This is a genomic window from Rhizobium chutanense (assembly GCF_002531935.1).
GTDB classification, from domain to species: Bacteria; Pseudomonadota; Alphaproteobacteria; order Rhizobiales; family Rhizobiaceae; genus Rhizobium; species Rhizobium chutanense.
Genome location: NZ_NWSV01000004.1, coordinates 432,435 through 457,369, shown reverse-complemented (window position 1 = coordinate 457,369; position 24,935 = coordinate 432,435). Strand labels below are relative to the sequence as shown.

Genomic DNA, 24,935 nt, shown 5'->3' with positions numbered 1-24,935 from the left:
AGCGCACAGAGTTGATGGCGAAGAAGCGCATGCAGCGTCTCGGCCGCAGCCTTGTTCATGGTATCGTGGCTCATCCGGGCGATACACTCGGTGACAGCGTCGAACTCGACGTCCGAGAGCGTTAAATGGTCGGTGATCCGGTCAAGGCTGAACGTTGGAAGTAAACCCGATGCTGTTTCCGATACCAGCGGCAAGAATTCCGGTCGAAAGAAGACAAGCCAGCCTTCCCAACCTGAGCCATCGCCGAAACTGTGTACCTGTCCGGGGTGGATCACCAACAGGGAGCCGGGCCGGCAGGCGACTGGCTCGAAATCGATCAGCTGTGTAACGGCCCCTTCGCTGACACAGATCAGCATATAGAAGCTGTACCGGTGAGCCGTCGCGATTTGGGCGGGCGTGCCGCGCTGCCGAAGGTTGTCGAAGGGAAAGACTTCAATGTCCAGCCTGCGGCCCGACGGCTGATAATCAAGCCATGATGGTGCGGCCTTCTTCCCGGTCACAATTTTGCTCCTCGGCTTTTCACGCAGATAATGTCCGATATCTATCGGAAAATGGCCTTGATCAACCATGATGTTGTGCCTGAAATCCGATAATTATCTCCTGCGAGGAGAAAACATCATGTCAAGTTTCAGCATGGCGGCTGCAAGGGCGAGCCGCCGTTCGTTCGGCGCTCTTTGTCTCGCAGTAAGCCTTGCCGGATTTTATCCCCCTGTCCGAGCGCAGGAAAAACCTTCAAAACAGGCACCCCAGGAGAACACAATGGTCAATATCGAAATCGCCAAAGCCTATATCAAAGCTGCCCAGACCGGCGACCAAGCAACGTTGGGAAGCATTATTTCACCCGATGTCATCTGGCATCAGCCCGGCAACAACCAGTTCTCGGGAACCCATAAGGGCATAGCCGCCGTCGGCCCGATGCTTGGCAAGATGATGGAGGTCTCAAGGGGCACTTTCACAATCAACAAGGCTGACCACTTCATGGCCAATGGCGACTGGGTTGCCATCACGATCGAATTCTCCGGCGAAGCAAATGGGATCAAGCTGCGCCAGCCCGGCGTCGACCTGGTCCGCATCGAAACCGGCAAGATCGTGGAAGTCCGTCTCTTCTCGTCCAACCAAGATGAGGAAGACGCCTTCTGGGGCAAGTAAGCATCGTGCCGCCGCGTCGGGGGGCTCTTCCAAGCATGATAGGCCACCTTTCAATTCTTTCAGGAACAGCATCAGGTGGTCATGAGCGCCCTTCGGCAGATACGCCATCGGCGCTCGTGTGCACCCATGATGCGCTCATCAACGAGCTTGGCCGCGCCTTCGATGTTCGGTTGAACATCCGCGCGACATCGTCCTGGCGGACCGGCTCGCCCTCGTCGAGCGTGCCGTCCAGATGGAGTCGCGGATGAATTTGAGAATGATATCCGATACCCTCGACTCGGTGCCCAAATTGGTCGCCTGATGTGATTTCAGCGGCCTGATTGGCTCGTCTCTCCAGACCCGTCATCGCGCCTCGATTTGGGATCGAGCTTGACTCATATCGTAGATCGTATACGTTATTCTATGCAATATCGTATAAAAAGCGATGATCGAAGTGCAGGCCGTCAAAAAGTCTTCGGACCGCAAAGCATACAAGGAAGATGTCAATGCGCTCGTCCAGAATTGTCCATGTCGTCAGCTGTCACGCGGAAGGCGAGGTCGGCGACGTCATCGTCGGCGGTGTCGCCCCGCCGCCGGGCGACACCGTCTGGGAACAGTCTCGTTGGATCGCCAAGGACGAGACCCTGCGCAACTTCGTGCTGAACGAACCGCGCGGCGGCGTCTTCCGCCATGTCAACTTGTTGGTGCCGCCGAAAAATCCCAAGGCGCAGATGGGCTGGATCATCATGGAGCCGGAAGACACCCCGCCCATGTCGGGCTCGAACTCGATCTGCGTGTCGACGGTGCTGCTGGATAGCGGCATCATCCCCATGACCGAACCGGTCACCCGGATGGTTCTGGAGGCTCCCGCCGGACTGGTGGAAGTCGAGGCGGAGTGCCGAAACGGCAAGGCCGAACGGATCACCGTCACCAATGTGAAGAGCTTCGCGCAAAAGCTCGATGCGACGCTCGACGTGCCCGGCATCGGCACGCTGACGGTGGACACGGCCTATGGCGGTGACAGCTTCGTCGTGGTCGACCCGGAACAGGTCGGGATCGACCTTATTCCGGAAAACGCGCGGCTGATCGCCGAGACCGGCATCAAGATAACAAACGCGGCGAACCGGCAGCTGGGCTTTTCCCACCCCGAAGACACCGGGTGGAACCATATATCCTTCTGCCTCTTCGCCGGCCGTCCCTATCACGAGGACGGCCAACTGTCGGCGAAATCCGTCGTCGCTATCCAGCCGGGCAAGATCGATCGATCCCCGACCGGAACCGCCGTCTCGGCCCGCATGGCGGTCCTCAACGCACGCGGCCAATTGAAGGAAGGCGAGACCCTGACGGGGATCTCGATCATCGGCACCCGGTTCGTCGGCAAAATCGTCAGGGAAACCACTGTCGCGGGCCAGAGGGCCGTCATACCATCGATCACCGGACGCGCCTGGATCAGCGGCACGTCGCAGCTCATGCTCGACCCGGCCGACCCGTTCCCCGGCGGTTATAAGCTGTCCGACACCTGGCCGATGATCAAGTAGGAGGTCGGCATGCCGATTGTCAGGATCGAACTTTTGCCCGGCCGCAGCGCCGACCTCAAGGCGGAGATCGCCCGCGAGTTCACCGAAACGCTGGAGCGCGTGGCCGGCATCAAGCCGGAAGCGACAACCGTTGTATTCGTCGATATCCCGCCGCATGACTGGGTCGTAGCAGGCAAGCCTCTCGGCAGCCCGCCGGCAGGAGGGTGAGGTCATGGCCGATCACTCAGGCGCTTTGATGCGCATCAGCTTCCAAGCCCTCGAGCAGCTGCTGGCAGCGATATTCGTCCGCCATGGGGTCTCCGAGGCGAATGCGACGATATTGGCCGGGAACTGCGCGGGGTGCGAACGCGACGGCAGCTTGAGCCACGGCCTGTTTCGAATTCCCGGCTACATCTCGTCCCTGAAAAGCGGTTGGGTCGACGGCAAGGCTGTGCCTGACATCGAAGATGTCGGCGCGGCTTTCATGCGCGTCGACGCCCGCAACGGTTTCGCGCAGCCCGCTCTCGCTGCCGCAATGCCTCATCTCGTCGACAAGGTCGTTGCGAGCGGCGTCGCCGTCGTGGCGATCCGGGACTCGCACCACTTCAGCGCTCTCTGGCCTGATCTGGAGCCGCTGGCCCGATCCGGCCTCGTGGCGCTCACGATGGTATCAGGACTGGCCTGCGTCGCCCCGCCGGGCGGCAGGAGCGCCGTTTTCGGTACCAATCCGATTGCCTTCGCGACGCCGGTCGCGGGCGCCCATCCGCTGATTTACGACTTCGCCACGAGCGCGATGTCGAATGGCGACCTGCGGCTCGCCGCCCGCGCCGGCCATGACGTGCCGCTCGGGACCGGTGTCAACGCCTCCGGCGAGCTGACAGGGGATCCCAAGGCGATCCTGGCGGGCGGTGCGCTGCTGCCGTTCGGTGGCCACAAGGGTGCTGCGCTCTCTTTGATGGTCGAGGTCCTTGCCTCCGCGCTGACCGGCGGCCAATTCTCGTCCGAGGTTGATTTCTCGAACCATCCGGGGGCCGAGACGCCGAAGACCGGGCAGATCGTCATCGTCATCGATCCGGCCCGTGGCGGCAACAAGCTCTTCGCCGAGCGCGTGGCGAAACTTATGGGTTCCGTTCGCGATGCAGGGCAGCCGCGCCTTCCGTCGGATCGCAGGTACCGGACGCGCGAAGCGTCCGAGCGTGACGGAATATCGTTGCAAACCGACACCTACGAATATCTCGTTTCACTGTCCCATTGACGGCGGAGATATGGGGAAACCGCTGATCTCAGCGCGCCGGCAAACTCGCTTCCGGCTGGGGCTGGCGACGGGCTGGAGGCCGCGCAAAGATAACCACATTGCCGAGAAGCGTCAGCGCCAGGCCGATAAGGCCCAGACCGCTCCAGTGGTAGCCCTCGAAGACCGTCGACAATGACAGGGCGACGATCGGGAACAGCACGGTGGCATAGGCCGCACGTGAGGAGCCCATGCGGGACACCAGCATGAGGTAGGTGGTGAAGCCGATCACCGATCCGATCGCCGCGAGATAAAGCAGGGCGGCAAGATACCTGATGTCAGGTGGCGTCACGATCGGCGTTTGCGTGATGGCAATCAACAGGAGGAGGAAAACCGCGCCATAGGTCATGCCCCAGGCATTGGCGGTCAGCGGCGAGATTCCGGCCGCGCTGTTTCGACGCGATGCCATATTGCCGAGTGAGAAGAACAGCGTGCCGAGCGCTGCGAGCCCGATCCCTTTTAACGTGCCCAGATTGAAGTCGACGACGACCTCTTCCGCGAACAGCAGGAGAAGGCCGGTGGCGCCGAGCGCTGCTGCCAGAAGCGTACGGCCGGTAATGCGGTCGCCAAAGAACAGCCGCGCATTGACGGCATTGTAGATCGTTGCGAGCGAGAAGATCACCGAGATCAGCCCGGACGGGATAAAGCCGGCGGCATTGTAGAAACAGATGAAATTGAGGCTGAACAGGCAGAGCGCTTGCGCAAGGATGAAAGGTTGATCGCGCAAGGCAGGGATCTTCAGCCGCCGCATGACAGCCAGGATGGCGACGAGGATCACGGCTGCGAGCGCAAATCTGTAAAAGACCGAGACCAGGACCGGGACGGGACCGACCTGCATCGCAATGGCGATCCAGGTCGTCCCCCATATCAGGACGGTCGCGATGAAAAGAGCGGCATTTGCCATGGAATGATCCTCGTTTTCTCGATCGATAGGCCAACCGTGAGCCGGGCTCTTGCAGATTCTTGCTATGAAATTTATTGCCCCGGACTTCCTGCTCGCCACGCGGTCCGTCCAGCGGTATTGTCCGCAAGACGTCGCGTGTGTGGGGAAGAATAGGTGAAGGATAGCCGCCTCTCGGTTTACAGCTTTTTGTCCGCATCTCCCTCTGCTCTCATGTCGCAGTCGATCGATTTGGGGTTCGGGCGATCGGCGGCCCTCTGGAGCAATGGCAGCGACAGAATGAGCTATGAGCGGCCGGACGGACATACGTTCAGCCTCTATCTCACCGGTGGCGCCGGAACGCGCCGTCTGGACGGCGGCCCCGCCGCGCACGGCCGGCCCGGAGCCTTGTGCGTCATGCCGCAGGGGCACTCGTCCGAATGGGAAATCACCGACCCCTTCGAATTTGTCCATCTCTATGTTCCGGACGATCTGATGCGCCGGATGTTTGCCGAGACGTTTGACCGCGATTCCAGGCTTATGGTTCTTCCCGAAGTGACCTTCGCAGATGCACCCGCCTTGGCGCGTACGCTTCGGCATCTGACGAAAGCGATGTCGGCCGGCGATCATCTCTTGGCTGAAGAGGCGATGACGCAGACAATCAAGGATTTCTTCGTTGATCCGCATTACGGAGGGATGCGTTCCCGCGCCATCAGCGGCGGGCTCGCGCCTCATATCAGGCGCCGGATTCAGGACTATATCGAGGCCCATCTCGACGAGACGATCCGCTTGCAGGATCTGGCGACGATCGGGCAGCTCAGCGCCTTTCACTTCCAGCGGATGTTCCGGGCAAGCTATGGTGTGTCCCCGCATGGCTGGGTGGCCCACCGGCGTGTCGAGCGCGCCAAGTCGATGTTATCAGGCATGGAGCCGATTGCTCAGATTGCTTCGGCCTGCGGCTTCAGCAGCCAGAGCCACATGACCCGGGCATTCAAGCTGGGCACCGGCGTCACGCCCTCTGCCTACCGGCAGCGACAGTCTTCCTAACCATCGCCGCCTCTGGCGATGGTAAAGATGCTCCCCAAATCACCCGGTCCCAAGCCGGGACTTACGATTGCTGCAGCCCGTAAAGCAGTGGCATCAGCCCTGCGAGCGCCTTGAAGCGCTCCCACGACTTGGCGGATGGCTTCGTCCAGCCTGTTTCGGCAAGGCCTGAGATACGCGGAAAAACCAGGCGGTCGAAGACCGCGCGATCCGTCATCGGTTCGGACCAGATGCAGGCCTGGATGCCGAGGAGTTTCTGTTTCTGCGCCGCTGTCCAGCCGCCGACCGGATCGAAATTATAGAGCTTTTCGGCGTCCGACGTTCCCGCCCAGCTGGCGCCGGGCTCGTCCCAGTCGGGCCTCAGCGCCATGTCGAGGTAATAGACCTGTCCGGGGCAGACGACCATGTCGTAGCCGCGCTCGGCGAGTTCGGCCGAGACCTCGACATTGCGCCAGCTGCAGAGATAGCTCTTCGCCTTGTCGATGACGTCGCCATGGGCCGCCTCCTCCCAACCGCCGGTGATGCAGCCCTTGCTCGCCAGGAAACGCTGGACGCGCTCCAGGAACTCAGCCTGCAGGATGGCGGCGCCCGAGCCGTGAATATCGTCGGCGCCATGCGTGTTGGTGACGACGTTCAGGCGCTTGGCGTGCGCATCGGCAACCGCGTCGCCGGCCACAGCGCGCAGGCGGTCGAGCGCTGCCGGCGAGCCGGACCACGCCCCGAGCGGCACCTCGTCGGCGCCGAGATGGATTGTTTTGAAGGGAAAGAGTTCGATGAGTTCGGTCAGGATGGTCTCGACGATCTCATAGGTCTTCTCAAGCGCCGGATTGATGCAATTGTCGGGAAAGCCCTGAACCGAATAATAGCTGCCGACCTCGTCCGGATCGCGCAGTTCGGGTATCGCCTGCTGCATGGCGTAGCAATGGCCGGGCATATCGATCTCCGGCACGATCTCGACGCCGAAGCTCTTGGCCTCGGCGACGATCTCGCGGATGACAGCCTTGGGATAATAACCGCCGGTGCGGGCCGGGCTTGACCCCAGCAGCGGCGGCACGGCAAGGCCGTGGCCGCGCCAGGCGCCGATTTCGGTCAGGGCCGGATAGGCGTCGATCTCGACGCGCCAGGCCTCGTCGTCGGAAAGATGCCAGTGGAAACGGTTGAGTTTGTTCCAGGCCAGCACCGCGATCAGCTTCTTGACTTCGGCCGCGCCGTAGAACTGGCGGGCGACATCGAGATGCAGCCCGCGCCAGCCCATCGCCGGCTCGTCGACGATCTCGCCGGATGCCGGAAACTGGAAGGTTCCGGGATGCAGCCTGGCGCCGCGCCAGATCTGGCCGAGGGTCACCAGGCCGTAGAGAAAGCCGGTCCGGCTGCTCGCCTCGACCGTCAGCAACTCTTCGTCAAAGCTCAGCCGATAGGCTTCGGCACCGAAGCCGGCGACATCCTTCAGGGCAACCGGGACTGCGCCTTCTGCCTCGGTGCGCACGATGCCTTCGACGGCAAAGAGATGATCGACCAGTGCCGCGAAACTTTCAGCCGCCTCCTCCCCTTCGCCACTCTGCGCCCGCGGCGCAAAACCGGCCGGCAAGGGACGGCGGGAGGCGACCGCCACATGGTTCGGCCAGGGAATGATCGACACCTGAACGGGCGCGTGGGCGGGAACCGGATAGATCTCGGCGCCACGCTTCAGCGGCGCATTGCTGACCGAAGACCGGGTCGGCTCGATGCTGAGCACGATGGTGCCGCCGTCGGAAAGCGCCAGATAGGCGCTCGTTGCGCCGTCCGTCCAATGGCGGAACTGCCAGCTCAGCGCGAAAACCGAAATCGTCCAGGTCTCGCCCGCGCCGAGAACGAAATCGGCCGGCGGCTGGAATTCGGTGAAATTGGAGAGCCGCTTTGAGACCGTGGCGCCTTCGACCCGCCCGGCCGGATCGACGCGGCCCGGACCGCTGATGCACAGCGAGAAATGCGAAAGCGGCTCGCTGCCGAGGTTCTTGAGGCGCAGGACATAGGAGAACTCCTTGCCGTCGGCAGGCGGGTTCCAGAGAGTTTCGAGCCGCAGGGCCTTCGGTCGCGGTGTGGACATGATCACGGTTTCCTGTTGAGAATTGGGCTTTTGAACATCAGCGCTTGAGCATTCCGGCATTGGAAACGCCGAGCGCGCGGATGAAGTGGTTGGGGCCGACCTGTTCGATGGCGGTTGATTCAGGGCGGCTCAGCGCGCGCACCTTTTCCGCCTGTTCGAGGAAACGCGCGCTTCCGCCCGTCACGAACGGCCTGCTGCCGTCCGGGACGGCGGAAAGCAGCAATCGCGTATAGGGATGGCTGGGATCGGAGAGAACCTTATCGGTGTCGCCCCATTCGACCATCTGGCCGGCAAACATCACGACAATCTCCTCGGCCACATGCGCGGCGGTTGCAATGTCGTGGGTGATATAGAGCATGGCAAGGTCGTTTTCACGTTTCACCCTGGCGAGCAGATCGAGAATATCCTTGCGGATGGAGACGTCGAGCATCGAGGTCGGTTCGTCGGCGACCAGCACGCTGGGTGCGACGGCTAGCGCCCGGGCAATGTTGACGCGCTGCCGCTGGCCGCCCGAAAGTTCGTGCGGGAATTTCCGGCGGGTCACATCGGGTTCCAGCCCGACACTTGCCAGCAGCCGGGCAATCTCCGCGGCGAGATCGGCTCTTACGCCGCTCTGCCGATGCAATAGCAGCGGCCGCGCCAGATGATGGCTGACGGTGAAGGCCGGGTTGAGCGAGGAGAACGGATCCTGGAAGACCATCTGCACCTCGCGGCGGTAGCGATGCTCATCCCCGGCCTCGCCGCGGGCGGTCAGTTCCTGCCCGCGGAAAAACAGCCTGCCGCCGGTCGGCTTGTCCAGGCGGGCGATGATGCGGGCGCAGGTCGTCTTGCCGCAGCCGGATTCGCCGACGAGCGCCAAGGCCCGGCCGGGAAAGAGCGAGAAGGACACGCCTTTCAGCGCCCGGACCGTACCGAAATCGCGCTTGATGTCGTCGAGCCGGATCACGGCTTCAGCGATAACGGGATTTGCCTCCGCTTTCATGCCATGAGCTCCGATAGATGCGGATTGCCGGGAAGCTGTGGAATGGCGTTCCAGAGCTTGCGCGTATAGTCGTGCTTCGGCGCATGGGCGACCTGGCTGACGTCACCCACCTCGACGAGTTCGCCCTTCAGCATGACGCCGATGCGCCGGCAGAGCTGCGCCATCAGATGCAGGTCATGGGTGATGAAGAGCACGGAGAAGCCGTAGCTCCGCTGCAGGTCGACGACCTGTTCGAGGATCTCCCGCTGCACGACCACGTCGAGCGCCGTCGTCGGCTCGTCCATGATGATCAGTTCGGGTCTGAGCGCCAGGCAGATGGCGATGACGATGCGCTGGCGCATGCCGCCGGAGAACTGGTGCGGGTAATCGCCGACGCGATGGATGGGAATGCCGACGAGGCGGAACATCTCCTCGGCCCGAGCCCGGGATTCCTCATGCGAGCAGCCGCTGTGCCGGTGGAGAACGTCGTGGAACTGCGCCTCGACCCGCATCAGCGGATTGAGCGAATTCATCGCGCTCTGGAAGACCATGCCGATCCGCTTCCAGCGGATGTTCTGCAGCTCGCGTTCCGGCAGCTTCAAGAGATCCTGTCCGGCGAGCCGGATGCTGCCGCCGCTGATCCAAGCCGGCGCCTTGGAAAGCCGGGTGATGGCATAGGCGATCGTGCTCTTGCCGCAGCCGGATTCACCGGCAAGCCCGAAGATCTCGCCGCGGCCGATGGTGAAGGAGACCTCCTTGACGGCGCGGAACTCTCCCTTGTCGACGAGGTAGTCGACGTTGAGCCTGTCGATCTCCAGAAGATTGTCGCTCATCGGCCAAGCTCCAATTCCCTGTTGCGGGCGCGGGTGAGGCGGAACCAGCGCGTCAGCGCCGGGCCGGAGCGCAGCTGCGGATTGGCGATCTCGTCGAAGGTGAAATTCAATAGCGCAAGGCCGAGGCCGGTCAGCGCGATGCCTGCCGCCGGCACCCCGATATCCCACCATGCGCCGACCATGATCGCCGAGGAATTCTGGGCGTTGTAGAGCATCGTGCCCCAGGAGACTTTCAGCGGGTCGCCGAAGCCGAGATATTCGAGCGTCGTCTGGGCAACGATGGCGTAGATGATGCTGCCGACGAGGTTGATGCCGATCAGCGTCGTCAGGTTCGGCAGGATCTCCACGAAGATGATGCGCCAGGCCGGCTCGCCGATCATCTTCGACGCCGTGACGAAATCGCGATTGCGCAGCGCCATCGTCTGCGACCGCGTCATGCGGGCGCCCCACGGCCAGGAGGTCAGCGCGATGATCGTCATGATCGTCATCGGCCCCACCGTGCCGGCGAAGGAGGCGAGCAGGATCAAGAGCGGCATGTTCGGGATGACGAGCACGGCATTGGTGGCAAGGTCGAGCCATGCGTCCGTCCTGCCGCCGGCATAACCGGCGACGAGCCCGATCGCCGTGCCGAGAACGGTGATGGCAATGCCCGTGGCAAAACCGACGGAGAGTGAGCTGCGGGCGCCCCAGACGAACTGGCGGTAGACGTCGCGCCCCATTTTCGTGGTGCCCATGACATGTTCGATCGACGGCGGCTGATGCGAGCGTCCGACCCGCGCTCCGGGCTCACCGGGCGCGACGATCGGCGCAAACAGCGCCATCAGCCACAGGACGGCGATGATGATGAGGCCGGCCAACGCCTTCTTCTGCTTGAGGATCGGCCATAGCGTAAAGCTCATCACGCAGCCTCCCGCAATCTCGGATCGACGAGCCCGTAAATGATGTCGACGAGGAAGTTGGCGCCGAGCGTCGCAAGCGTCATCAGCAGCAGCTGGCCTTGGATGACGGGGTAATCGCGGGCGATGCTGGCGGTATAGAGCGTCAGTCCCAGGCCGGGATAGTTGAAGACGATCTCGGTGACGATCGAGCCGCCGAAGACGGCGCCGAGCATCAGCGCCAGATTGGTCAGCACCGGAAGCATGGCATTGCGGGCGCCGTAGCCGAACATCACGCTGCGGTGGCTCAGCCCCTTGGCGCGACCCATGGTGACATAATCCTCGCCGAGCACCGAGATCATCGACGAGCGCATGGTCGTCTGGAATTCGCCGATCAGGAACGGTGAGAGCGTCAGCACCGGCAGGATCGCATGGGCAAAGACACTGCCTGCGAAGGTGAAGTTGAAGGCGGGATCGAGGTTCGGATCATAGGCGTATCCCACCGGAAACCAGCGCAGCGACACCGCGAAGACGAACAGCGCCGTCAGCGCCACGATGACGGGCGGCACCGAAATCATGATCACCGACAGCGGCGAGACGATCGTGTCGAAACGCCCGCCGCGGCGCCAGGCCGAGACCGCACCGAGCACGACACCGACGCAGAGCGAGAAGATGATCGCCGTCGTCACCAGGAAGATGGTCCAGAGCGTCGAGCGGCCAAGCACCTGGACGACGGTCTGGGGATAATATTTGACCGAGACGCCGAGATCGAGGGTGACGAGCCCCTTGAGGTAATCGGCGAATTGCCAGAGCATCGGCTGGTCGACCGCCCCGAAGCGCGCCTTGATCGCCTCGACGGCGGCCGGAGTTGCCCGCGGGCCGAGCTGGGCGACCATGGCATCGACCGGGCTCCCCGGCATCAGCCGGGGAAGAATGAAATTGACGACGATGGCGAAGGCCAGGGCGACCGCATAGACGCCGAGGCGCCGGCTCGAAATGCGCATGTCCGCTCCCTCGTCAGATTCAGCTGACCGGCTTGAGGCGCAGCAGATGCATCAGCCGCATGCGGTTATTGTCATGATCCTCCGGATTCATGATCGGGTCCTTGTCGGTGACCCAGCCGGTGAAACGCTTGCTGGAGAACTGATACCACGTCGGTCCATTGAACACCGGCACGACGGGGAAATCCTCGGCGACAAGCAGCTGGATGTCGTTGAAGATCTTCTTGTGATCCTCGTCAGACGTCGCCTTCAGATATTGATCGAAAAGGGCGTCCAGCTTGGGGTTGGAATAACGCGAGGGTGCGCCGGTGATGCGCCCGCCATAGGCCGTCGACAGGCTCTGGTAATAGCCGCGGAACGGCGTTGCCCCGTCGGCGCGCGAGTTCATGACGACCTCGAAGCTGCCGTCGATGATCTGCTTGCGCCATTGTTCGTATTCCGGCGTGGCGACCGAGGCGTTGATGCCGGCGGCGCGCAGGCCTTCGACGGCGATCTGCACCGCGTCGATCCAGTCCGTCCAACCGTTCGGAACGATGATCGGGAAGGCGATCGGCTTGCCGCTCGGCGTCGTGCGGAAGCCGTCGGCGCCCTTCTTGTATCCGGCCTCCTCGAGGATCTTGTTGGCCTTGTCGGTGTCGAAGCCCATGAAGGCGTCCTTGTCGCCTTCCGCCTGTTTGTTGCGCCAGGTCTCGAAGCGCGGCGGCAGGCCGGTCGCATGTTCGTTGACGACCGGATAGCCGAAGCCGGCAATATCGACCATCGACTTGCGATCCATGGCCAGGCTGAAGGCATGGCGGAAGTTCAGGTCCTTATAGGCCTCGAGGTTGCCGTCATTGCTGCTCTTGAAATTCATCTGGAAGGCGACGGTTTCGGCCGGCGGCTGCCAATAGCCGTTATGGCCGGCATCGAGCGCCACGAAGGTCTTGTCGATCTGGGGAATGAAAGAGCCGATCCAGTCCATATTGCCTTCCGGCAGGATGGCCAGCATCTGGTCGTTGCCCGAGATCTGCGGCAGCCTGAGACAATCTATATGCAGCGAGGCGGCATCCCAGTAGTTCGGGTTGCGGCACTGCTCGTAGACCTGCGGCGTGAAGCGGCGCAGCTCCGTCATCGGGCCGGACCCCACAGGCTTCTCGTTCTTGAAGGCGACAGGATCGGAAACGTCCTTCCAGATATGCTCGGGAACGACGGCGAGATCGGCAAGCGTTTCCGGGAAATCGGAGTTGACCGCCTTGAGATCGATCTTCACCTCGGTCGCCGACGGCGTCTCCACGGAGGCAACGGTCTCGCCGACGCCGACCGTATCGAGCGCGGCATTCTTCAGCATCAGATCGATCGTATATTTGACATCGGCCGAGGTCAGCGGCTGCCCGTCCGACCATTTGAGATCGGGCCGGAGCGTGTAGGTGACCGATTTCATGTCCTCGGAGAATTTATAGCCGGTCGCCAGGCGGAAGACCGGCTTGCCGCCATCCTCGGCATTGAAGATGACCAGCGGCTCGTAGATGAAATCCATCGTGCTCTGCCGGCGGCCGGCCAGATCGAACGGATTGAAGTTCTGCACCCAGCTGGTCTGCTCCTCGATGTGCATCGTCAGCACCGATTCAGCGGCGGCACCACCTGCCTCGAAAGCGACGAGCGCCGCCAGCGCGGTCGCCGCCGCCCAGCCGGCACGTGCGGAAATATTGCGGAATAGGCTTTTGCTCGATCTCATTCCAATGCTCCCCTCATTATGTATTTTTGGAGTCAATCAAATTGATTTAATATTGATAGTCAGTTTCCCGCCGGCCCGTCAATTGCCGATCTCAAATTTTTGCGGGGAGCATCCGGAGCCCATTTCGGCAGCCGTCGACGCGCGCGATTTCATGGTGAACAAAAAAATAAGCGCCGGGCCCGCTGCGTTAACCATTAAGGTACTTTTAAGTACGATAATTAACCCAACGATGGCGAATTGATCGGAAACAAGCGGTCGATAGGCATGAAGCTGCTCGCCATGGCCGGGATGTTCCCCGGGCTGCAACATATTCAACCTCCGAAGCAGGCGAATTTCCCATGACGAGCATCAATACCAACAATTCCGCGATGGCTGCCCTTCAGACGCTGCGCAGCATCAATTCCAATCTCGAAACGACCCAGAACAGCGTTTCCACCGGCTATCGGGTCGACACCGCATCCGACAACGCCGCCTACTGGTCGATCGCCACCACGATGCGCTCCGACAACAAGGCGCTGTCGGCCGTGTCCGATGCGCTCGGCCTCGGCGCTGCAAAGGTCGATACTGCCTATACGGCGATGGACAGCGCGATCGATGTCGTCGACGAGATCAAGTCCAAGCTGGTGGCAGCGACCGAAGACGGTGTCGACAAGTCGAAGGTTCAGGAAGAAATCAGCCAGCTGCAGGAGCAGCTGATGAGCATTGCCCAGTCGGCATCGTTCTCGGGCGAAAACTGGGTCGCCGGCGCCGACGGCACGAAAAATGTCGTATCCTCCTTCGTTCGCGACGGCTCCGGCGCCGTTTCCGTCAAGATGACCGATTACGTTCTCGATACCAGCTCCGCCGGCAACGTGTTGTTCGGCATGAGCGGCGGCTCGATCGAAACCTCCACCGGTATCCTCGGAACGGCTGATGCAAACGGCGATTCCGTCTACTCGCTCGACATTACCAACTTTACCACCGGCCAGATCCAGTCGGCGCTGTCGACCATCGAATCCGCACTATCGGCGATGACCTCGGCCGGTGCGCAATTGGGTTCGATCTCGACACGCATCGATCTGCAGGAAGACTTCGTCGGTGCGCTGTCCGATTCCATCGACTCCGGCGTCGGACGGCTGGTCGATGCCGACATGGAAGAAGAATCGAGCAAACTCTCCGCCTTGCAGACACAGCAGCAGCTGGCGATCCAGTCGCTGTCGATCGCCAACTCCTCTTCGCAGAACATCCTGTCGCTCTTCCGCGGCTAAGACCGCCGACCAATCTGAGAGGCGGCCGGGCAGGAAGGCCCGGCCCCAAATCAACCGACCGCGCCTGGCCTTCCGGCCGGGCTCGATCGCGTTTTGCGCGATGCGCAGCGTCGAAGTGCTGAAGTGCCGAAGTGTCCTTCTGCGTCCGGACGTACGGCGCTCTGATGAGGATCGTTGCCGGAACGCAAGGTTGACATGCCGATGGTCTCGCAAACATGATCGCTCTAGCTGGGGCGGAAATGCCGCGTTTACTGGATCATTCGCATGCTGAAACGACCTGAGCCTGCCCGCCCCGACGGAGCGCCCGCCATCGTCTGGCTCGGCTTCATTGCCATGTGCATCGGCATGTTCATGGCGATCCTCGATGTTCAGGTGGTGGCGACGTCGCTGCCGACCATCCAGTCGGCGCTGGATATCGGCCCGGATCAGATGAGCTGGATCCAGACCGCCTATCTGATCGCCGAAGTGGTGGCGATCCCGCTGACCGGCCTGTTGACGCGGCTGCTGACGATGCGATGGCTGTTCGTCACCGCCATCGGCCTGTTCGTGACGGCTTCGGCCGGCTGTGCGGCGAGTGCCAGCTTCGGCGAGCTGGTCGCCTGGCGAGTGCTTCAGGGCTTTTCCGGCGGAACCCTGATCCCCTCGGTGTTTTCAGCCGTATTCATCCTGTTTCCGAATGTGCGGCAGGCGCTGGCGACGACGATCGCCGGCGTCTTGGCGGTGCTGGCGCCGACCGTCGGGCCGATCGTCGGCGGATGGCTGACCGCGACCTATTCCTGGCACTGGCTGTTCCTGATCAACATCCTTCCGGGCATCGCCTCGGCCATCGTGGCGGCGCGCTTCCTGCCGAGGCAGGCGGCCGACCCCTCCGAACTCCGGCATCTCGACGGTCTGTCGCTTGTGCTCATGGCAGCGGCGCTGACGAGCCTGGAACTCAGCCTGAAGGAGGCGCCGACCAGCGGCTGGACCTCGCCCTATGTCCTCGGCCTGCTGGCCGTCTGCCTTGTGTCGGGCGGCGCTTTCATAGGACGATCGCTGCGCCGGCGCCGGCCGATCGTCGATCTCGGCAATTTCGCCGATCGCAACTTTCTCGTCGGCTCGACCTTAAGCTTCGTGCTCGGCATCGGCCTCTTCGGCTCGGTCTATCTGATGCCGGTGTTTCTCGCTTTCATCCGAGGTCACGACGCGCTCGAGATCGGCATGACCATGCTGGTCACCGGCATCGCCCAGCTGATCACCGCGCCGGTTGCAGTGGCGCTGGAGAAGCGCATGGATGCACGGCTGCTGTCGGCCGCCGGTTTCGCCCTGTTTGCGGTCGGCGTCGCCATGAGCGCCTTTCAGGATCCCCGCTCCGATTACGACGCGATGTTCTGGCCGCAGATCGTGCGCGGCGTCGCCATCATGTTCTGCCTGCTGCCGCCGACGCGGCTGGCGCTCGGCACGCTGCCGCCCGATCGCATTCCCGACGCCAGCGGTCTTTTCAACCTGATGCGCAATCTCGGCGGCGCCATCGGCATCGCGCTGATCGACACCATCATCTACACCCGTTCGGAACCGCTGGGCCAAAGCCTCTGGGCGCGTCTTCAGGCCGGCGATCTCGACACCGCGACATTTGTCGGCGCGCCGCTTCAGGCCATATCGGGCCATAGCGGCAGTTTCGATGCGGAGACCACGGCGCTGCTCGATCCGCTGGTCCAGACCGCGGCCAGCGTTCAGGCGATCAACGAAGCCTGGATGGTCGTCGCCGCCCTGACCGGCTGCGCCCTGCTCTCCGTCCCCTTCGCCAGGCGGCCGATGCCGGCATGAGGTCCGTCACCTAATGCCATAGTGCCGCCACAGAATTCCGCCCAATCATGCTCATATAACAAGAGGATGGCATGGAATGAGATTGCTGGCTCTCCTTGCTGCGGCCCTGTTTCTGACAGCGGTGCATGCCCAAGCCCAAGTTTACGCGCCGGATGATGGCTACGATGAATACGACGGCTACAGCTATGATGACCCTTACGGCCTCTATCCCCCTGCTCCCGACTACGAGCCGGAACATGGCTATCGCCCTTTGCAAGAACGTCGGGAACCGTCGACACGAAGCGCGAGAGGAACCATCACCATCGCTACGCGCGAACATACGCTTATCTACACGACGTCCTGGGGTGAGCAGTTCGCTTACCCCATTGCCGTCGGCCGGGAAGGCAAACAATGGTACGGCACGACGCGGGTTGTGTCGAAACGATTGCATCCCGAATGGCGGCCGACAGCCAGCATGCGCCAGAAGAACCCAAGGCTTCCGGCGGTCGTGAAACCCGGCCCCGCCAATCCGCTGGGGACCCGCGCGATCTACCTTGCCGACGGGCTGCTCCGCATCCACGGCACCAACGACCCCACTTCCATCGGCACCAACGCATCGAGCGGATGTTTCCGGATGTACCGCGAGGACGTCGAGGAGCTTTACGATATGGTTCAGCCAGGGACCCGGGTGATCGTTCAGCGGTGATCGGATCGGGTGCGGCCGCAACCCTACGGCAAATATCAATCAGATACGGAAACGTCGATCCATCGACCGGTTCCATGGTCACCGTAGATATCAACCTCAATCCATACATTGCCACGCAGGATCATATTGGCGGCCTCTCGTGTCATCGTTCCGTTCCGAAGCATCTGCTCCAGAGCTTGGCGATTTGCCGGATCGGCAAAGAATGAGTCTGATTGATCGCCGGAATCTTGCACGTGGTACTGATGGAAATTCGCCCGGTCTTGCCGGATGATCTGCCACGGCTGGGTAAGCCTGGCCCCCTTTGAATTGTAAAGATCGGCGTCGCCGATATAGGCACGATAGCTCTCGATCAAGCGGTTGCTGTGGGTGGCCTGGACTCTCGCTTGAGCGTGCGCTGTCCCCGCCAAAATAACTGAGCTGAATAGAATCGATAATAATTTTCGCATGTTGCCCTCTTTCAAAGAGGGACGTCTTACCGAGAGTTGAGTCAATTCGACAAGCAAAAAGCGTCTCTTCGGAAACGCCATAGCTACAGCGATATTACGCCGTTCGAAGGGATGGTTCCGGCGTGTGAAGGAACCGCTGGTGGCTGTGCGTTCGTCACGTCACGACACTTGCCGATCTCCGGATCGCCGCTAAGATTTCCCTCAATCATTTGCGTCATCCTCCAATTCCTCTTTGAAGCCAATCCACGAGATAGCAATGGCCCAGGACCTTACCCGCAGTTTTCAGATGCCCCGGCGCGAACAACTTGGCCTGTTGACGATCGCCAACGGTTCCGGCCTGTCGATATCGGCGCTGCCGAACGGGACGCTGTTTGCCATCGAATATGCCGACGACAAGGGATCGGTGCAGATCAATCAGATCCAGGGCTCGCCCTTGTACGGCGGCATCGGCCGGCTTTATCTGCGCGTCGGTGGCAAAAGGCCCGATGTCGTCGAAATTGTCGGGCCGGGCGCCGATGGCGGCTTCGGGCATGATGCGACGAGCTTTTCCTGGAGTGGCGAAGCCGGCGATATCGGTTACAACGTCCGCCTGGCGCTGCATCCTTCCGAGACGGCCTGGTTCTGGCGTGTCTCGATCCAGCATCGCAAGGATGTAACGGTACCGGTGGATCTGGTGCTGATGCAGGATGTCGGTCTGGGCGATCGCGGCTTCCTGATGAACAGCGAAGCCTATGCCTCGCAATATGTCGATCACCACATCGCCAATCACCGGACATTCGGCCCCGTGGTGATGAACCGGCAAAATCTCAAACAGGGCGGCGGCCGCAATCCCTGGCTCGTTCAGGGCTGCCTGGATGGTGCGGTCGCCTATGCCACGGATGCAATCCAGCTGGTGCAGGCGAAAGACCGTCTCGGCGACCTGCTGGTCGGCCCTTTCGGCACCAGCCTGCCGAGCGAACGGCGGCAGCAGGAGACGGCCTGTCCCGCCATCCAGTCGAGATCGCTCTCCGGTCCGACAAGCGGCGTGACTGCGACCTTCTTCGCCATCTTCGCCGCCAATCATCCCGAGGCGTCGAGCGATGCCGACCTGTTACGGCTCGATGGCCTTGCGGGCCCGGAGGGCGCCGCCGACGATCTCGCCGAGACGGCGCCGGTCCGCAGCCTGCTTCAGGATGCTGCCTTGCTGAAGGTCGAACCGCTGGACAAAAAGGCGATTGGCCAGCTCTATCCGAAGCGGAGTCTGGAGGAGCGCGCCGACGGAAAGCTGCTTTCGTTTTTCGTTCCGGACGGCGCTTTGAACCGCCACGTCGTCCTGCGCGAAAAGGAACTTTTGGTGGCGCGCCGCCACGGCGCGATCGTGCGCAGCGGTCAGAACATGCTGCTCGACGATAGGACACTTGCCGCGACCTGCTGGATGCAGGGCATTTTCGCCGCGCAGCTGACGATCGGCAACACCTCCTTTCACAAGCTCTTTTCCGTCTCCCGCGATCCCTACAACCTGACGCGCGCCAGTGGCTTGCGCATCATGGTCGATGTCGGCGCCGGCTGGCAGCTGCTGGCGGTGCCGTCGGCTTTCGAAATGGGCCTCAGCGATTGCCGCTGGATCTACAACTGCGCGGACCGCACGATCACCGTAACGGCGGTCGCTTCCGGCGAGGATGCGGCGATGCAATGGACCGTCTCCGTCGAGGGCAAAGCGTGCCGCTTCCTGGTGTTCGGCCATGTCGTGCTCGGCGAGCGCGAATATGACGCCGGCGGGCAGATCGAATTCGATACGGCAGGCAAACGCATCCATTTCCGGCCCGATCCTGCCTGGCTCTGGGGCGAGCGTTATCCCGATGCCGGCTATTGGCTGGTGAGTTCGACGCCCGATGCCATCGAAGAGATCGGCGGCGACGAACTGCTTTATACCGACGGCATTGCTCGCGACGGCGCCTTCGTCGCCTTGCGCTCCCGGCCGACGCAGACGTTCTCCTTTGCCGTGGTCGGCTCGATGACCGATGCTGAAGAAGCCGAGCGGCTGGCAGAGCGTTATGAAGCCGGCGTCACCGACGAAGCGATGCTGGCGCCGGCCTCGACATTCTGGCGCAACAGCGTGCGCGGCCTGACGATCGCCGGCCCTTCGCCCGATCTTGCCGCACAGACGACGCTGCTGCCCTGGCTCGCGCATGACGCCATCGTGCATTTGAGCGTGCCGCACGGCCTCGAGCAATATACCGGTGCCGCCTGGGGCACGCGCGATGCCTGCCAGGGCCCGATCGAATTCCTGCTCGCCTATGAGCATGATCGTGAGGCCAAAGAGGTGCTGAAAACCGTCTTCAGCGAACAATATCTGAAAGACGGCGACTGGCCGCAATGGTTCATGCTGGAGCCCTATGCCAATATCCGGGCCGGCGACAGCCATGGCGATATCGTCGTTTGGCCGCTGAAGGCGCTCTGCGACTATATCGAAGCGACCGGCGATTTCGCCATCCTCGACGAGAAGGTCTCCTGGCGCGACGAAAAGACCATGCAGAAGTCTAAGAAGGCGAGCACCGTCGCCAGCCACGTGGAAAAGCTGCTCGATACCGTCCGCGAACGCTTCATCCCGGGAACACATCTGATCCGCTACGGCGAGGGTGACTGGAACGACTCGCTGCAGCCGGCCGATCCGCATCTGCGCGACTGGATGGTCAGCAGCTGGACCGTTGCCCTGCTCTACGAGCAGATCGTCCGTTATTCCGCGATCCAGCGCCGCCTTGGCCATGGCGAGAAGGCCAAGTCGCTCGGGAAGGTCGCAACGGCGATGCGCCGGGATTTCAACCGCCATCTCATCCGGGACGGCGTCGTTGCCGGCTACGGCATCTTCGATCCCGCCCATGACGGCGTCGAGTTGCTGCTGCATCCGAGTGACCGGCGCACCGGCCTCTCTTTCTCGCTGATTGCGATGACGCAGGCAATGCTCGGCCGGCTGTTCACGCCGGCGCAGAGACAGGATCATTTGAAGCTGATCAACAAGCATCTGCTCTTTCCCGACGGCGTGCGGCTGATGGAGAAGCCCGCGACCTATGCCGGTGGACCCGAGACGCTGTTTCGCCGCGCCGAATCCGCCTCCTTCTTCGGCCGTGAGATCGGCCTGATGTATGCGCATGCGCATTTGCGTTACTGCGAAACGCTGGCGCTCGATGCCGAGGCGGACGAGCTCTGGAAGGCAATCGCCGTCGTCAATCCGATCGCCGTCACCGATGCGCTGCCGCATGCCTCGCTGCGCCAGCGCAATACCTATTTCAGCAGTAGCGATGCGGCTTTCCATGACCGCTATCAGGCCGCGGCCGAATGGCAGCGCGTCAAGGCGGGCAAGATCGCCGTCGACGGCGGATGGCGCATCTATTCGAGCGGCCCCGGGCTCTACACCCGAAGCTTCGTCGAAAATATCCTGGGCTTCAAACGGCGCTTCGGCCGGCGCAGACGCAAACCGCTGCTGCCGGAGGTTCACGCTTCCATCGATCTGCAGACGGATCACGCCGGCTGGCGGCGGCTGATGCGGCCGAAGCCGAAGGCCTGATCGTCACGAAGACGTGCTGGCGTCGCGCAGCTCTTCGAAGCGGGCGGCGCTCTTCGACAAGTGGCTGCGGATGGCGCGGCGCGCGGCGGCCTCGTCGCCGTCGCGGATCGCCGTGAATATGGCGTGATGTTCCCGGCGCATGCGCGCCGCATGGCGCTTGCGCTCGGTCACCGTCATCTTGTCCAGGCGCGCCCATTGCCGCGGCACCATGATGTCGCCGAACGTATCGAACAGGCGGCTGTAATAGGAGTTCTGGGTTGCGACCAGGATGGACCGGTGGAAGGCGTAGTCCTCCTGTGCGCCGTATCCGCCCTCTTCGAGCGCCTTGTCGAGGGCATCGAGCCGATCCTGCATGCGGTCGAGGTCTTCCGGCCTGCGCCGCAGCGCGGCGAGACCGGCGGCTTCGTATTCGACCCCCATGCGCAGTTCCAGCACGCGCAGCACGTCGTCGATCGACTGCAGGTCGTTCGGAATGATCGAGAAGGATCTCGCCGTCGGATCGTTCGAGACGAAAGCCCCAAGACCTTGCCGTGTGGTGATCAGCCCCTTGGCGCGCAGCGTGGCGAGCGCTTCGCGAACGATCGTCCGGCTGACGCCGGTCGCCCGCATGATCGCCTGTTCGGTCGGCAGGCGCTGGCCGGGCTTCAGGTCGCCGGATTCGATCTGCGCCATCAGCGTATCGGCAAGGCCGCTGCGCAGGTTGGGCGGCTGGCGCATGGTGTTGAAGACCGCGTTGTCCCTGTCCGTCATCCCTGTCGAATCCTGCCTGTCGATGCGACTGCTTCAGCCTCATGCCCTGTTGCTAACGTATGCCGGCAGGAAAGGCAAAACGACGCCGGTCACGGCGGCTGTGGCTTTGAGTTTGTGATCAGCGGGTACTGCTGAAACGAGAACCGTCACTCTCACGTCTTTATCTTCACGAGAAAGGCCTGGACCTAGCGGGACGAAGGCAATGCCTGGGCTGCAAATTCGTCTTTCGTGATCTCGTAAAAGACGTGGAGGACTGGTGTTCCGTCAGGCATTTTGATGATTTCCGTCTCTTCGATCAGGCGTGCGCCGAGCTTTTCAGTTGCCCGGCGCGAGCGCATGTTTGCCTCCGCAATGCGGAAGTAGACAGTATCGACGAACCGGAAGGCATGGCTCATCAAAATCCGCTTGATTTCGCGGTTCCAAGCGCCGCCCCAATAATCCCTCGCGAGATAGGACCAACCGATTTCCGCCTTGGAGGATTTCACATTGGGCATGTTAAATCGAGATGAACCAATGATCCGGTTCGCAGCCTTGTCTATCACGGCTAAGGCTCCGCCTGATTCAAGAGCAGCATTAAAAAGCTCAAAGAAAACGTCTTTCTGCCAGCGATTTGATGCCGGATGCAACTCCCAAAGCAGCGGATCGGAGGCGACCGCATAAAGTGCGTCAAAATCCCCTTGGGTAAGCGGACGAATATGGACGCGCTGATTTTCGAGAACCGGTTGCCTGTCAAACATGTTCGCCTTCTTGAATATTCCGCGGAAGTCGAACGAAGGTTAATGGAGAATCGGCGCCGTGTCGCGACGGACATGGCGTTTATCGGTTCCGGTATCGATCACTTCGTTCTCGATCACGGCAGGATTCCTTGGGTTGCACGGATTCGAACCGTCAACCCTGCGATTTTCTCAGCCGATATCATGCGGGGTCGACCGCTCGCGGGAATGGCCGCGTGTCTTTTCAGACGCGCGGCGCTGTCGCACTTCGAATTATGCAGTCGTCGACAATGGGTGGATCACCGCGCCAGCCAGCCGCCGTCGACCGGCAGCACCGTTCCGTGCACGTAATCGGAGGCCGACGATGCCAGGAATACGGCAGCCCCGCCGAGTTCGGCTGGCGTTCCCCAGCGTCCGGCCGGAATACGGGCAAGGATGGCGGCGTTGCGGTCGGCATCCTCGCGCAGCGCCGTGGTATTGTTGGTGACGAAATAACCCGGCGCAATGGCGTTGACGTTGACGCCCTTGCCGGCCCATTCGCAGGCCAAGAGCTTGGTCAGTCCGGCCAGACCGCTTTTCGAGGCGGTATAGGACGGGATGCGGATGCCGCCCTGGAAGGAGAGCAGCGAGGCGATGTTGATGATCTTGCCCCTGCCCTTCTCGACCATGTGGCGGCCGGCCGCCTGCGACAGGAAGAAGGCCGTCTTCAGGTTGACGTCGATCACCGCGTCCCAGTCTTCCTCGGTGAAATCGAGCGCATCGGCGCGGCGGATGATGCCGGCATTGTTGACGAGGATGTCGAGGCCGCCGAAGGTCTTGATCGTCTCGTCGACGATCCCCTTGACCGGCTCGATGGTGCCGAGATCGGCCTTGACGACGTGGAAGCGGCTTCCCGCAGCTTTCACCAACGCCTCGGTTTCGTCCATCGAGGAGCGCCCGACGGCGACGATCGCCGCACCGGCCTCGGCGAGCGCCGCCGCGATCGCCTGGCCGATGCCGGTATTGGCGCCGGTGACGACGGCAGTCCGGCCGGAAAGGTCGAAGAGATTGGCCACGGCGCTCACCTCAGATCCGCAATGGCGATGTGATCCATGTCGGTGAAGCTCTTATTGTCGCCGGCCATCGCCCAGATGAAGCTGTAATTCTTCGTGCCGGCGCCCGAATGGATCGACCAGGGCGGCGAGATGACTGCCTGCTCGTTGGCGACAAGCATATGCCGGGTCTGCTGCGGCTCGCCCATGAAGTGGAAGACACGCTGCTCGGCTTCGAGATCGAAATAGAGATAGGCTTCCATGCGGCGGTCATGTGTATGGGCCGGCATGGTGTTCCAGACGCTGCCCGGCTCGATCATCGTGAAGCCGAGCGTGAGCTGGCAGGACTGGCAGACTTCGGGGTGGATGAACTGATAGATCGACCGCTTGTTGGCCGTCGCGGCTTCGCCCGGCGTCAGGTGGCGGGCCTTTTCGCGGGTCAGAAGCACGGTCGGGTGCGTTTGATGCGCCGGCGTCGAGACCAGATAGAATTTTGCCGGATTGGCGGCATCGGCGCTCTCGAACCGGATGTCCTTGGCGCCCTTGCCGGCATAGAGGCAATCATATTTGGCGAGATCGTAGCTGGTGCCGTCGACGATGATGCGGCCGGCGCCGCCGATATTCAGCGCGCCGAGTTCACGCTCGGCCAGAAAGGTTTCCTGCCCGATCGCCGTCGGCGCCGTCAGCGTCAGGCCGGCGCCGAGCGGTGTGGCGCCGCCGATGACCATGCGGTCGTAATGGGAATAGGTGAGCCGGATCTCGCCGCCTTCGAAAATGGTCTCGACCAGAAAGTGACGCCGCAGCGTTTCGGTGTCGAAATTGCGCACAGCCTCGGGATGGGAGGCGTGTCTGACGTCGATCTGCATGTCGAATTTCCTCAGTTTTCGTTGTCGTCAAGCGTTGTTGCCGTCGCGAAGCCGGCTCGGTTCGGCCGTCCATTGCACCAGGCAATGAACCATATGGTTACATAGTTGTACGACAAGTTCGAAGTCAATATGTTTCTGCCGGCGCGTTCGCGTTAACAGGCGTACCGAAAAATCGGCAATAAAATCAATAACAAGAAGGAAAATAGTCGCTTCCGTGTGATGGATCGCAGCGGTTTTTCTCGGATCGATGGAAATTTCTGTCGGCCAAAACGAAAAAGCCTGCCGCGGGAGGAGGTGCGGCAGGCTTTCGAAAAAAACCGAACGACAGCTGGGAGGAGGAGTGCTGCCGTTCCCGCAGACGACCCTGGGAGGAGGATGGGGCGCCTGCATATCGAAGGGATGCGGGAGGAGGTGCATCGCTTCGATAGAAATAATCATACTTATTTCCTGCTCAGTTGGTAGGCATTTCTTTGCAGGGCAGCTATGCGCTATGCGAAAAGCGGGCGGCTCGTTCTCC

The 24,935-nt window shown here is 61.9% G+C and carries 25 protein-coding genes; 9 read left to right on the top strand and 16 right to left on the bottom strand.

The annotated features are described in order from the left end of the window. Positions 1 to 569: AraC family ligand binding domain-containing protein (locus CO666_RS09520; protein ID WP_179869647.1), on the bottom strand; the 569-nt coding region annotated here is incomplete at its 3' end. On the opposite strand from CO666_RS09520, the gene CO666_RS09515 reads away from it, so the two are divergent. Then, entirely contained in the window at positions 568 to 1,149 is a 582-nt protein-coding gene (locus CO666_RS09515; protein WP_245436760.1) for a nuclear transport factor 2 family protein, read from the top strand. The two genes, CO666_RS09520 and CO666_RS09515, sit on opposite strands and share 2 nt — an antisense overlap. Positions 1,150 to 1,228: 79 nt before the next feature. Here CO666_RS09515 and CO666_RS35140 read toward each other — a convergent pair whose 3' ends face one another. Further along, positions 1,229 to 1,495 carry a hypothetical protein gene (locus CO666_RS35140; RefSeq protein ID WP_245436759.1) on the bottom strand — a complete coding sequence of 89 codons (267 nt, stop codon included), beginning with the start codon at positions 1,493 to 1,495 and terminating at the stop codon, positions 1,229 to 1,231. Positions 1,496 to 1,634: 139 nt separating this feature from the next. Between CO666_RS35140 and CO666_RS09510 the strand changes: the two genes are divergently transcribed. Genes CO666_RS09510 through CO666_RS09500 form a run of 3 tightly spaced genes read left to right on the top strand, consistent with a single transcriptional unit; the run spans position 1,635 to position 3,900 of the window. Next, positions 1,635 to 2,666 (top strand): trans-3-hydroxy-L-proline dehydratase, encoded by a 1,032-nt coding sequence (locus CO666_RS09510; protein WP_097611790.1) that lies wholly within the window; start codon positions 1,635 to 1,637, stop codon positions 2,664 to 2,666. Between the two features lie 9 nt (positions 2,667 to 2,675). Then, positions 2,676 to 2,873: a tautomerase family protein gene (locus CO666_RS09505; protein WP_097611789.1), complete on the top strand. Its 198-nt coding sequence runs from the start codon at positions 2,676 to 2,678 to the stop codon at positions 2,871 to 2,873. A gap of 4 nt (positions 2,874 to 2,877) precedes the next feature. Continuing rightward, positions 2,878 to 3,900 (top strand): Ldh family oxidoreductase, encoded by a 1,023-nt coding sequence (locus CO666_RS09500; RefSeq protein ID WP_097611788.1) that lies wholly within the window; start codon positions 2,878 to 2,880, stop codon positions 3,898 to 3,900. A gap of 28 nt (positions 3,901 to 3,928) precedes the next feature. On the opposite strand, the gene CO666_RS09495 is transcribed toward CO666_RS09500, so the two are convergent. Beyond that, positions 3,929 to 4,840 (bottom strand): DMT family transporter, encoded by a 912-nt coding sequence (locus CO666_RS09495; RefSeq protein ID WP_097611787.1) that lies wholly within the window; start codon positions 4,838 to 4,840, stop codon positions 3,929 to 3,931. Positions 4,841 to 4,993: 153 nt separating this feature from the next. On the opposite strand from CO666_RS09495, the gene CO666_RS09490 reads away from it, so the two are divergent. Then, positions 4,994 to 5,863 carry a helix-turn-helix domain-containing protein gene (locus CO666_RS09490; protein WP_483431110.1) on the top strand — a complete coding sequence of 290 codons (870 nt, stop codon included), beginning with the start codon at positions 4,994 to 4,996 and terminating at the stop codon, positions 5,861 to 5,863. Between the two features lie 61 nt (positions 5,864 to 5,924). Here CO666_RS09490 and CO666_RS09485 read toward each other — a convergent pair whose 3' ends face one another. From CO666_RS09485 to CO666_RS09455, 7 genes are all read right to left on the bottom strand, one after another. Further along, a complete protein-coding gene (locus CO666_RS09485) occupies positions 5,925 to 7,946 on the bottom strand; it encodes a beta-N-acetylhexosaminidase (protein ID WP_097611786.1) in 2,022 nt (673 codons plus the stop codon). Between the two features lie 37 nt (positions 7,947 to 7,983). Beyond that, positions 7,984 to 8,928, bottom strand: a complete 945-nt coding sequence (locus CO666_RS09480; protein WP_097611785.1) for an ABC transporter ATP-binding protein — start codon at positions 8,926 to 8,928, stop codon at positions 7,984 to 7,986. Beyond that, complete coding sequence (locus CO666_RS09475) at positions 8,925 to 9,740, bottom strand: ABC transporter ATP-binding protein (RefSeq protein WP_097611784.1); 816 nt, start codon at positions 9,738 to 9,740, stop codon at positions 8,925 to 8,927. Before CO666_RS09475 ends, CO666_RS09480 begins: the two co-directional genes overlap by 4 nt. Next, positions 9,737 to 10,639, bottom strand: coding sequence for an ABC transporter permease (locus tag CO666_RS09470; protein WP_097611783.1), 903 nt, complete (start codon positions 10,637 to 10,639; stop codon positions 9,737 to 9,739). The genes CO666_RS09475 and CO666_RS09470 overlap by 4 nt, the downstream gene beginning before the upstream one ends. Next, positions 10,639 to 11,619 (bottom strand): ABC transporter permease, encoded by a 981-nt coding sequence (locus tag CO666_RS09465; RefSeq protein WP_097611782.1) that lies wholly within the window; start codon positions 11,617 to 11,619, stop codon positions 10,639 to 10,641. The genes CO666_RS09470 and CO666_RS09465 overlap by 1 nt, the downstream gene beginning before the upstream one ends. A 19-nt stretch (positions 11,620 to 11,638) precedes the next feature. Further along, positions 11,639 to 13,330, bottom strand: coding sequence for an ABC transporter substrate-binding protein (locus tag CO666_RS09460; RefSeq protein ID WP_097611781.1), 1,692 nt, complete (start codon positions 13,328 to 13,330; stop codon positions 11,639 to 11,641). A 78-nt stretch (positions 13,331 to 13,408) separates the two neighbouring features. After that, positions 13,409 to 13,639 carry a hypothetical protein gene (locus tag CO666_RS09455; RefSeq protein WP_097611780.1) on the bottom strand — a complete coding sequence of 77 codons (231 nt, stop codon included), beginning with the start codon at positions 13,637 to 13,639 and terminating at the stop codon, positions 13,409 to 13,411. Positions 13,640 to 13,668: 29 nt separating this feature from the next. Between CO666_RS09455 and CO666_RS09450 the strand changes: the two genes are divergently transcribed. The 3 genes from CO666_RS09450 to CO666_RS09440 all read left to right on the top strand — a co-directional run bounded on the left by CO666_RS09450 (position 13,669) and on the right by CO666_RS09440 (position 17,068). Further along, entirely contained in the window at positions 13,669 to 14,577 is a 909-nt protein-coding gene (locus tag CO666_RS09450) for a flagellin N-terminal helical domain-containing protein (RefSeq protein ID WP_085740007.1), read from the top strand. A 264-nt stretch (positions 14,578 to 14,841) separates the two neighbouring features. Next, a complete protein-coding gene (locus tag CO666_RS09445; protein ID WP_097611779.1) occupies positions 14,842 to 16,383 on the top strand; it encodes a DHA2 family efflux MFS transporter permease subunit in 1,542 nt (513 codons plus the stop codon). A 76-nt stretch (positions 16,384 to 16,459) separates the two neighbouring features. Next, entirely contained in the window at positions 16,460 to 17,068 is a 609-nt protein-coding gene (locus CO666_RS09440; protein WP_097611778.1) for a L,D-transpeptidase, read from the top strand. Positions 17,069 to 17,103: 35 nt separating this feature from the next. Here CO666_RS09440 and CO666_RS09435 read toward each other — a convergent pair whose 3' ends face one another. Continuing rightward, positions 17,104 to 17,514, bottom strand: coding sequence for a hypothetical protein (locus tag CO666_RS09435; protein ID WP_097611777.1), 411 nt, complete (start codon positions 17,512 to 17,514; stop codon positions 17,104 to 17,106). 256 nt (positions 17,515 to 17,770) lie between these two features. Between CO666_RS09435 and CO666_RS09430 the strand changes: the two genes are divergently transcribed. Next, complete coding sequence (locus CO666_RS09430) at positions 17,771 to 21,058, top strand: GH36-type glycosyl hydrolase domain-containing protein (protein ID WP_097611776.1); 3,288 nt, start codon at positions 17,771 to 17,773, stop codon at positions 21,056 to 21,058. 3 nt (positions 21,059 to 21,061) lie between these two features. Here CO666_RS09430 and CO666_RS09425 read toward each other — a convergent pair whose 3' ends face one another. From CO666_RS09425 to CO666_RS34115, 5 genes are all read right to left on the bottom strand, one after another. Continuing rightward, positions 21,062 to 21,808, bottom strand: a complete 747-nt coding sequence (locus tag CO666_RS09425) for a FadR/GntR family transcriptional regulator (RefSeq protein ID WP_097611775.1) — start codon at positions 21,806 to 21,808, stop codon at positions 21,062 to 21,064. A gap of 185 nt (positions 21,809 to 21,993) precedes the next feature. Further along, the gene (locus CO666_RS09420) at positions 21,994 to 22,545 is read right to left on the bottom strand and encodes a GNAT family N-acetyltransferase (RefSeq protein WP_097611774.1); all 552 of its coding nucleotides are present in this window, start codon (positions 22,543 to 22,545) and stop codon (positions 21,994 to 21,996) included. 275 nt (positions 22,546 to 22,820) lie between these two features. Next, on the bottom strand, positions 22,821 to 23,585 hold the full coding sequence (gene kduD / locus CO666_RS09415; protein WP_280951788.1) for a 2-dehydro-3-deoxy-D-gluconate 5-dehydrogenase KduD: 765 nt from the start codon (positions 23,583 to 23,585) through the stop codon (positions 22,821 to 22,823). Continuing rightward, complete coding sequence (gene kduI, locus CO666_RS09410; RefSeq protein ID WP_097611773.1) at positions 23,582 to 24,418, bottom strand: 5-dehydro-4-deoxy-D-glucuronate isomerase; 837 nt, start codon at positions 24,416 to 24,418, stop codon at positions 23,582 to 23,584. Before kduI ends, kduD begins: the two co-directional genes overlap by 4 nt. A gap of 27 nt (positions 24,419 to 24,445) precedes the next feature. Continuing rightward, entirely contained in the window at positions 24,446 to 24,856 is a 411-nt protein-coding gene (locus tag CO666_RS34115) for a hypothetical protein (protein WP_097611772.1), read from the bottom strand. Between the last annotated feature and the right edge of the window lie 79 nt (positions 24,857 to 24,935).

Excerpts from the sequence above, each read along its gene's own strand:
- CO666_RS09450 (WP_085740007.1), top strand. The coding sequence starts at position 13,669 with ATGACGAGCATCAATACCAACAATTCCGCGATGGCTGCCCTTCAGACG.
- CO666_RS09440 (WP_097611778.1), top strand. The coding sequence starts at position 16,460 with ATGAGATTGCTGGCTCTCCTTGCTGCGGCCCTGTTTCTGACAGCGGTG.
- CO666_RS34115 (WP_097611772.1), bottom strand. The coding sequence starts at position 24,856 with ATGATTATTTCTATCGAAGCGATGCACCTCCTCCCGCATCCCTTCGAT.
- CO666_RS09460 (WP_097611781.1), bottom strand. The coding sequence starts at position 13,330 with ATGAGATCGAGCAAAAGCCTATTCCGCAATATTTCCGCACGTGCCGGC.
- CO666_RS09455 (WP_097611780.1), bottom strand. The coding sequence starts at position 13,639 with ATGTTGCAGCCCGGGGAACATCCCGGCCATGGCGAGCAGCTTCATGCC.
- kduI (WP_097611773.1), bottom strand. The coding sequence starts at position 24,418 with ATGCAGATCGACGTCAGACACGCCTCCCATCCCGAGGCTGTGCGCAAT.
- CO666_RS09505 (WP_097611789.1), top strand. The coding sequence starts at position 2,676 with ATGCCGATTGTCAGGATCGAACTTTTGCCCGGCCGCAGCGCCGACCTC.
- CO666_RS09510 (WP_097611790.1), top strand. The coding sequence starts at position 1,635 with ATGCGCTCGTCCAGAATTGTCCATGTCGTCAGCTGTCACGCGGAAGGC.
- CO666_RS09500 (WP_097611788.1), top strand. The coding sequence starts at position 2,878 with ATGGCCGATCACTCAGGCGCTTTGATGCGCATCAGCTTCCAAGCCCTC.
- CO666_RS09495 (WP_097611787.1), bottom strand. The coding sequence starts at position 4,840 with ATGGCAAATGCCGCTCTTTTCATCGCGACCGTCCTGATATGGGGGACG.
- CO666_RS09475 (WP_097611784.1), bottom strand. The coding sequence starts at position 9,740 with ATGAGCGACAATCTTCTGGAGATCGACAGGCTCAACGTCGACTACCTC.
- CO666_RS09435 (WP_097611777.1), bottom strand. The coding sequence starts at position 17,514 with ATGCGAAAATTATTATCGATTCTATTCAGCTCAGTTATTTTGGCGGGG.
- CO666_RS09420 (WP_097611774.1), bottom strand. The coding sequence starts at position 22,545 with ATGTTTGACAGGCAACCGGTTCTCGAAAATCAGCGCGTCCATATTCGT.
- CO666_RS09480 (WP_097611785.1), bottom strand. The coding sequence starts at position 8,928 with ATGAAAGCGGAGGCAAATCCCGTTATCGCTGAAGCCGTGATCCGGCTC.
- CO666_RS09470 (WP_097611783.1), bottom strand. The coding sequence starts at position 10,639 with ATGAGCTTTACGCTATGGCCGATCCTCAAGCAGAAGAAGGCGTTGGCC.
- CO666_RS09515 (WP_245436760.1), top strand. The coding sequence starts at position 568 with ATGATGTTGTGCCTGAAATCCGATAATTATCTCCTGCGAGGAGAAAAC.
- CO666_RS09465 (WP_097611782.1), bottom strand. The coding sequence starts at position 11,619 with ATGCGCATTTCGAGCCGGCGCCTCGGCGTCTATGCGGTCGCCCTGGCC.
- CO666_RS35140 (WP_245436759.1), bottom strand. The coding sequence starts at position 1,495 with ATGACGGGTCTGGAGAGACGAGCCAATCAGGCCGCTGAAATCACATCA.
- CO666_RS09425 (WP_097611775.1), bottom strand. The coding sequence starts at position 21,808 with ATGACGGACAGGGACAACGCGGTCTTCAACACCATGCGCCAGCCGCCC.
- CO666_RS09485 (WP_097611786.1), bottom strand. The coding sequence starts at position 7,946 with ATGTCCACACCGCGACCGAAGGCCCTGCGGCTCGAAACTCTCTGGAAC.
- CO666_RS09430 (WP_097611776.1), top strand. The coding sequence starts at position 17,771 with ATGGCCCAGGACCTTACCCGCAGTTTTCAGATGCCCCGGCGCGAACAA.
- CO666_RS09445 (WP_097611779.1), top strand. The coding sequence starts at position 14,842 with ATGCTGAAACGACCTGAGCCTGCCCGCCCCGACGGAGCGCCCGCCATC.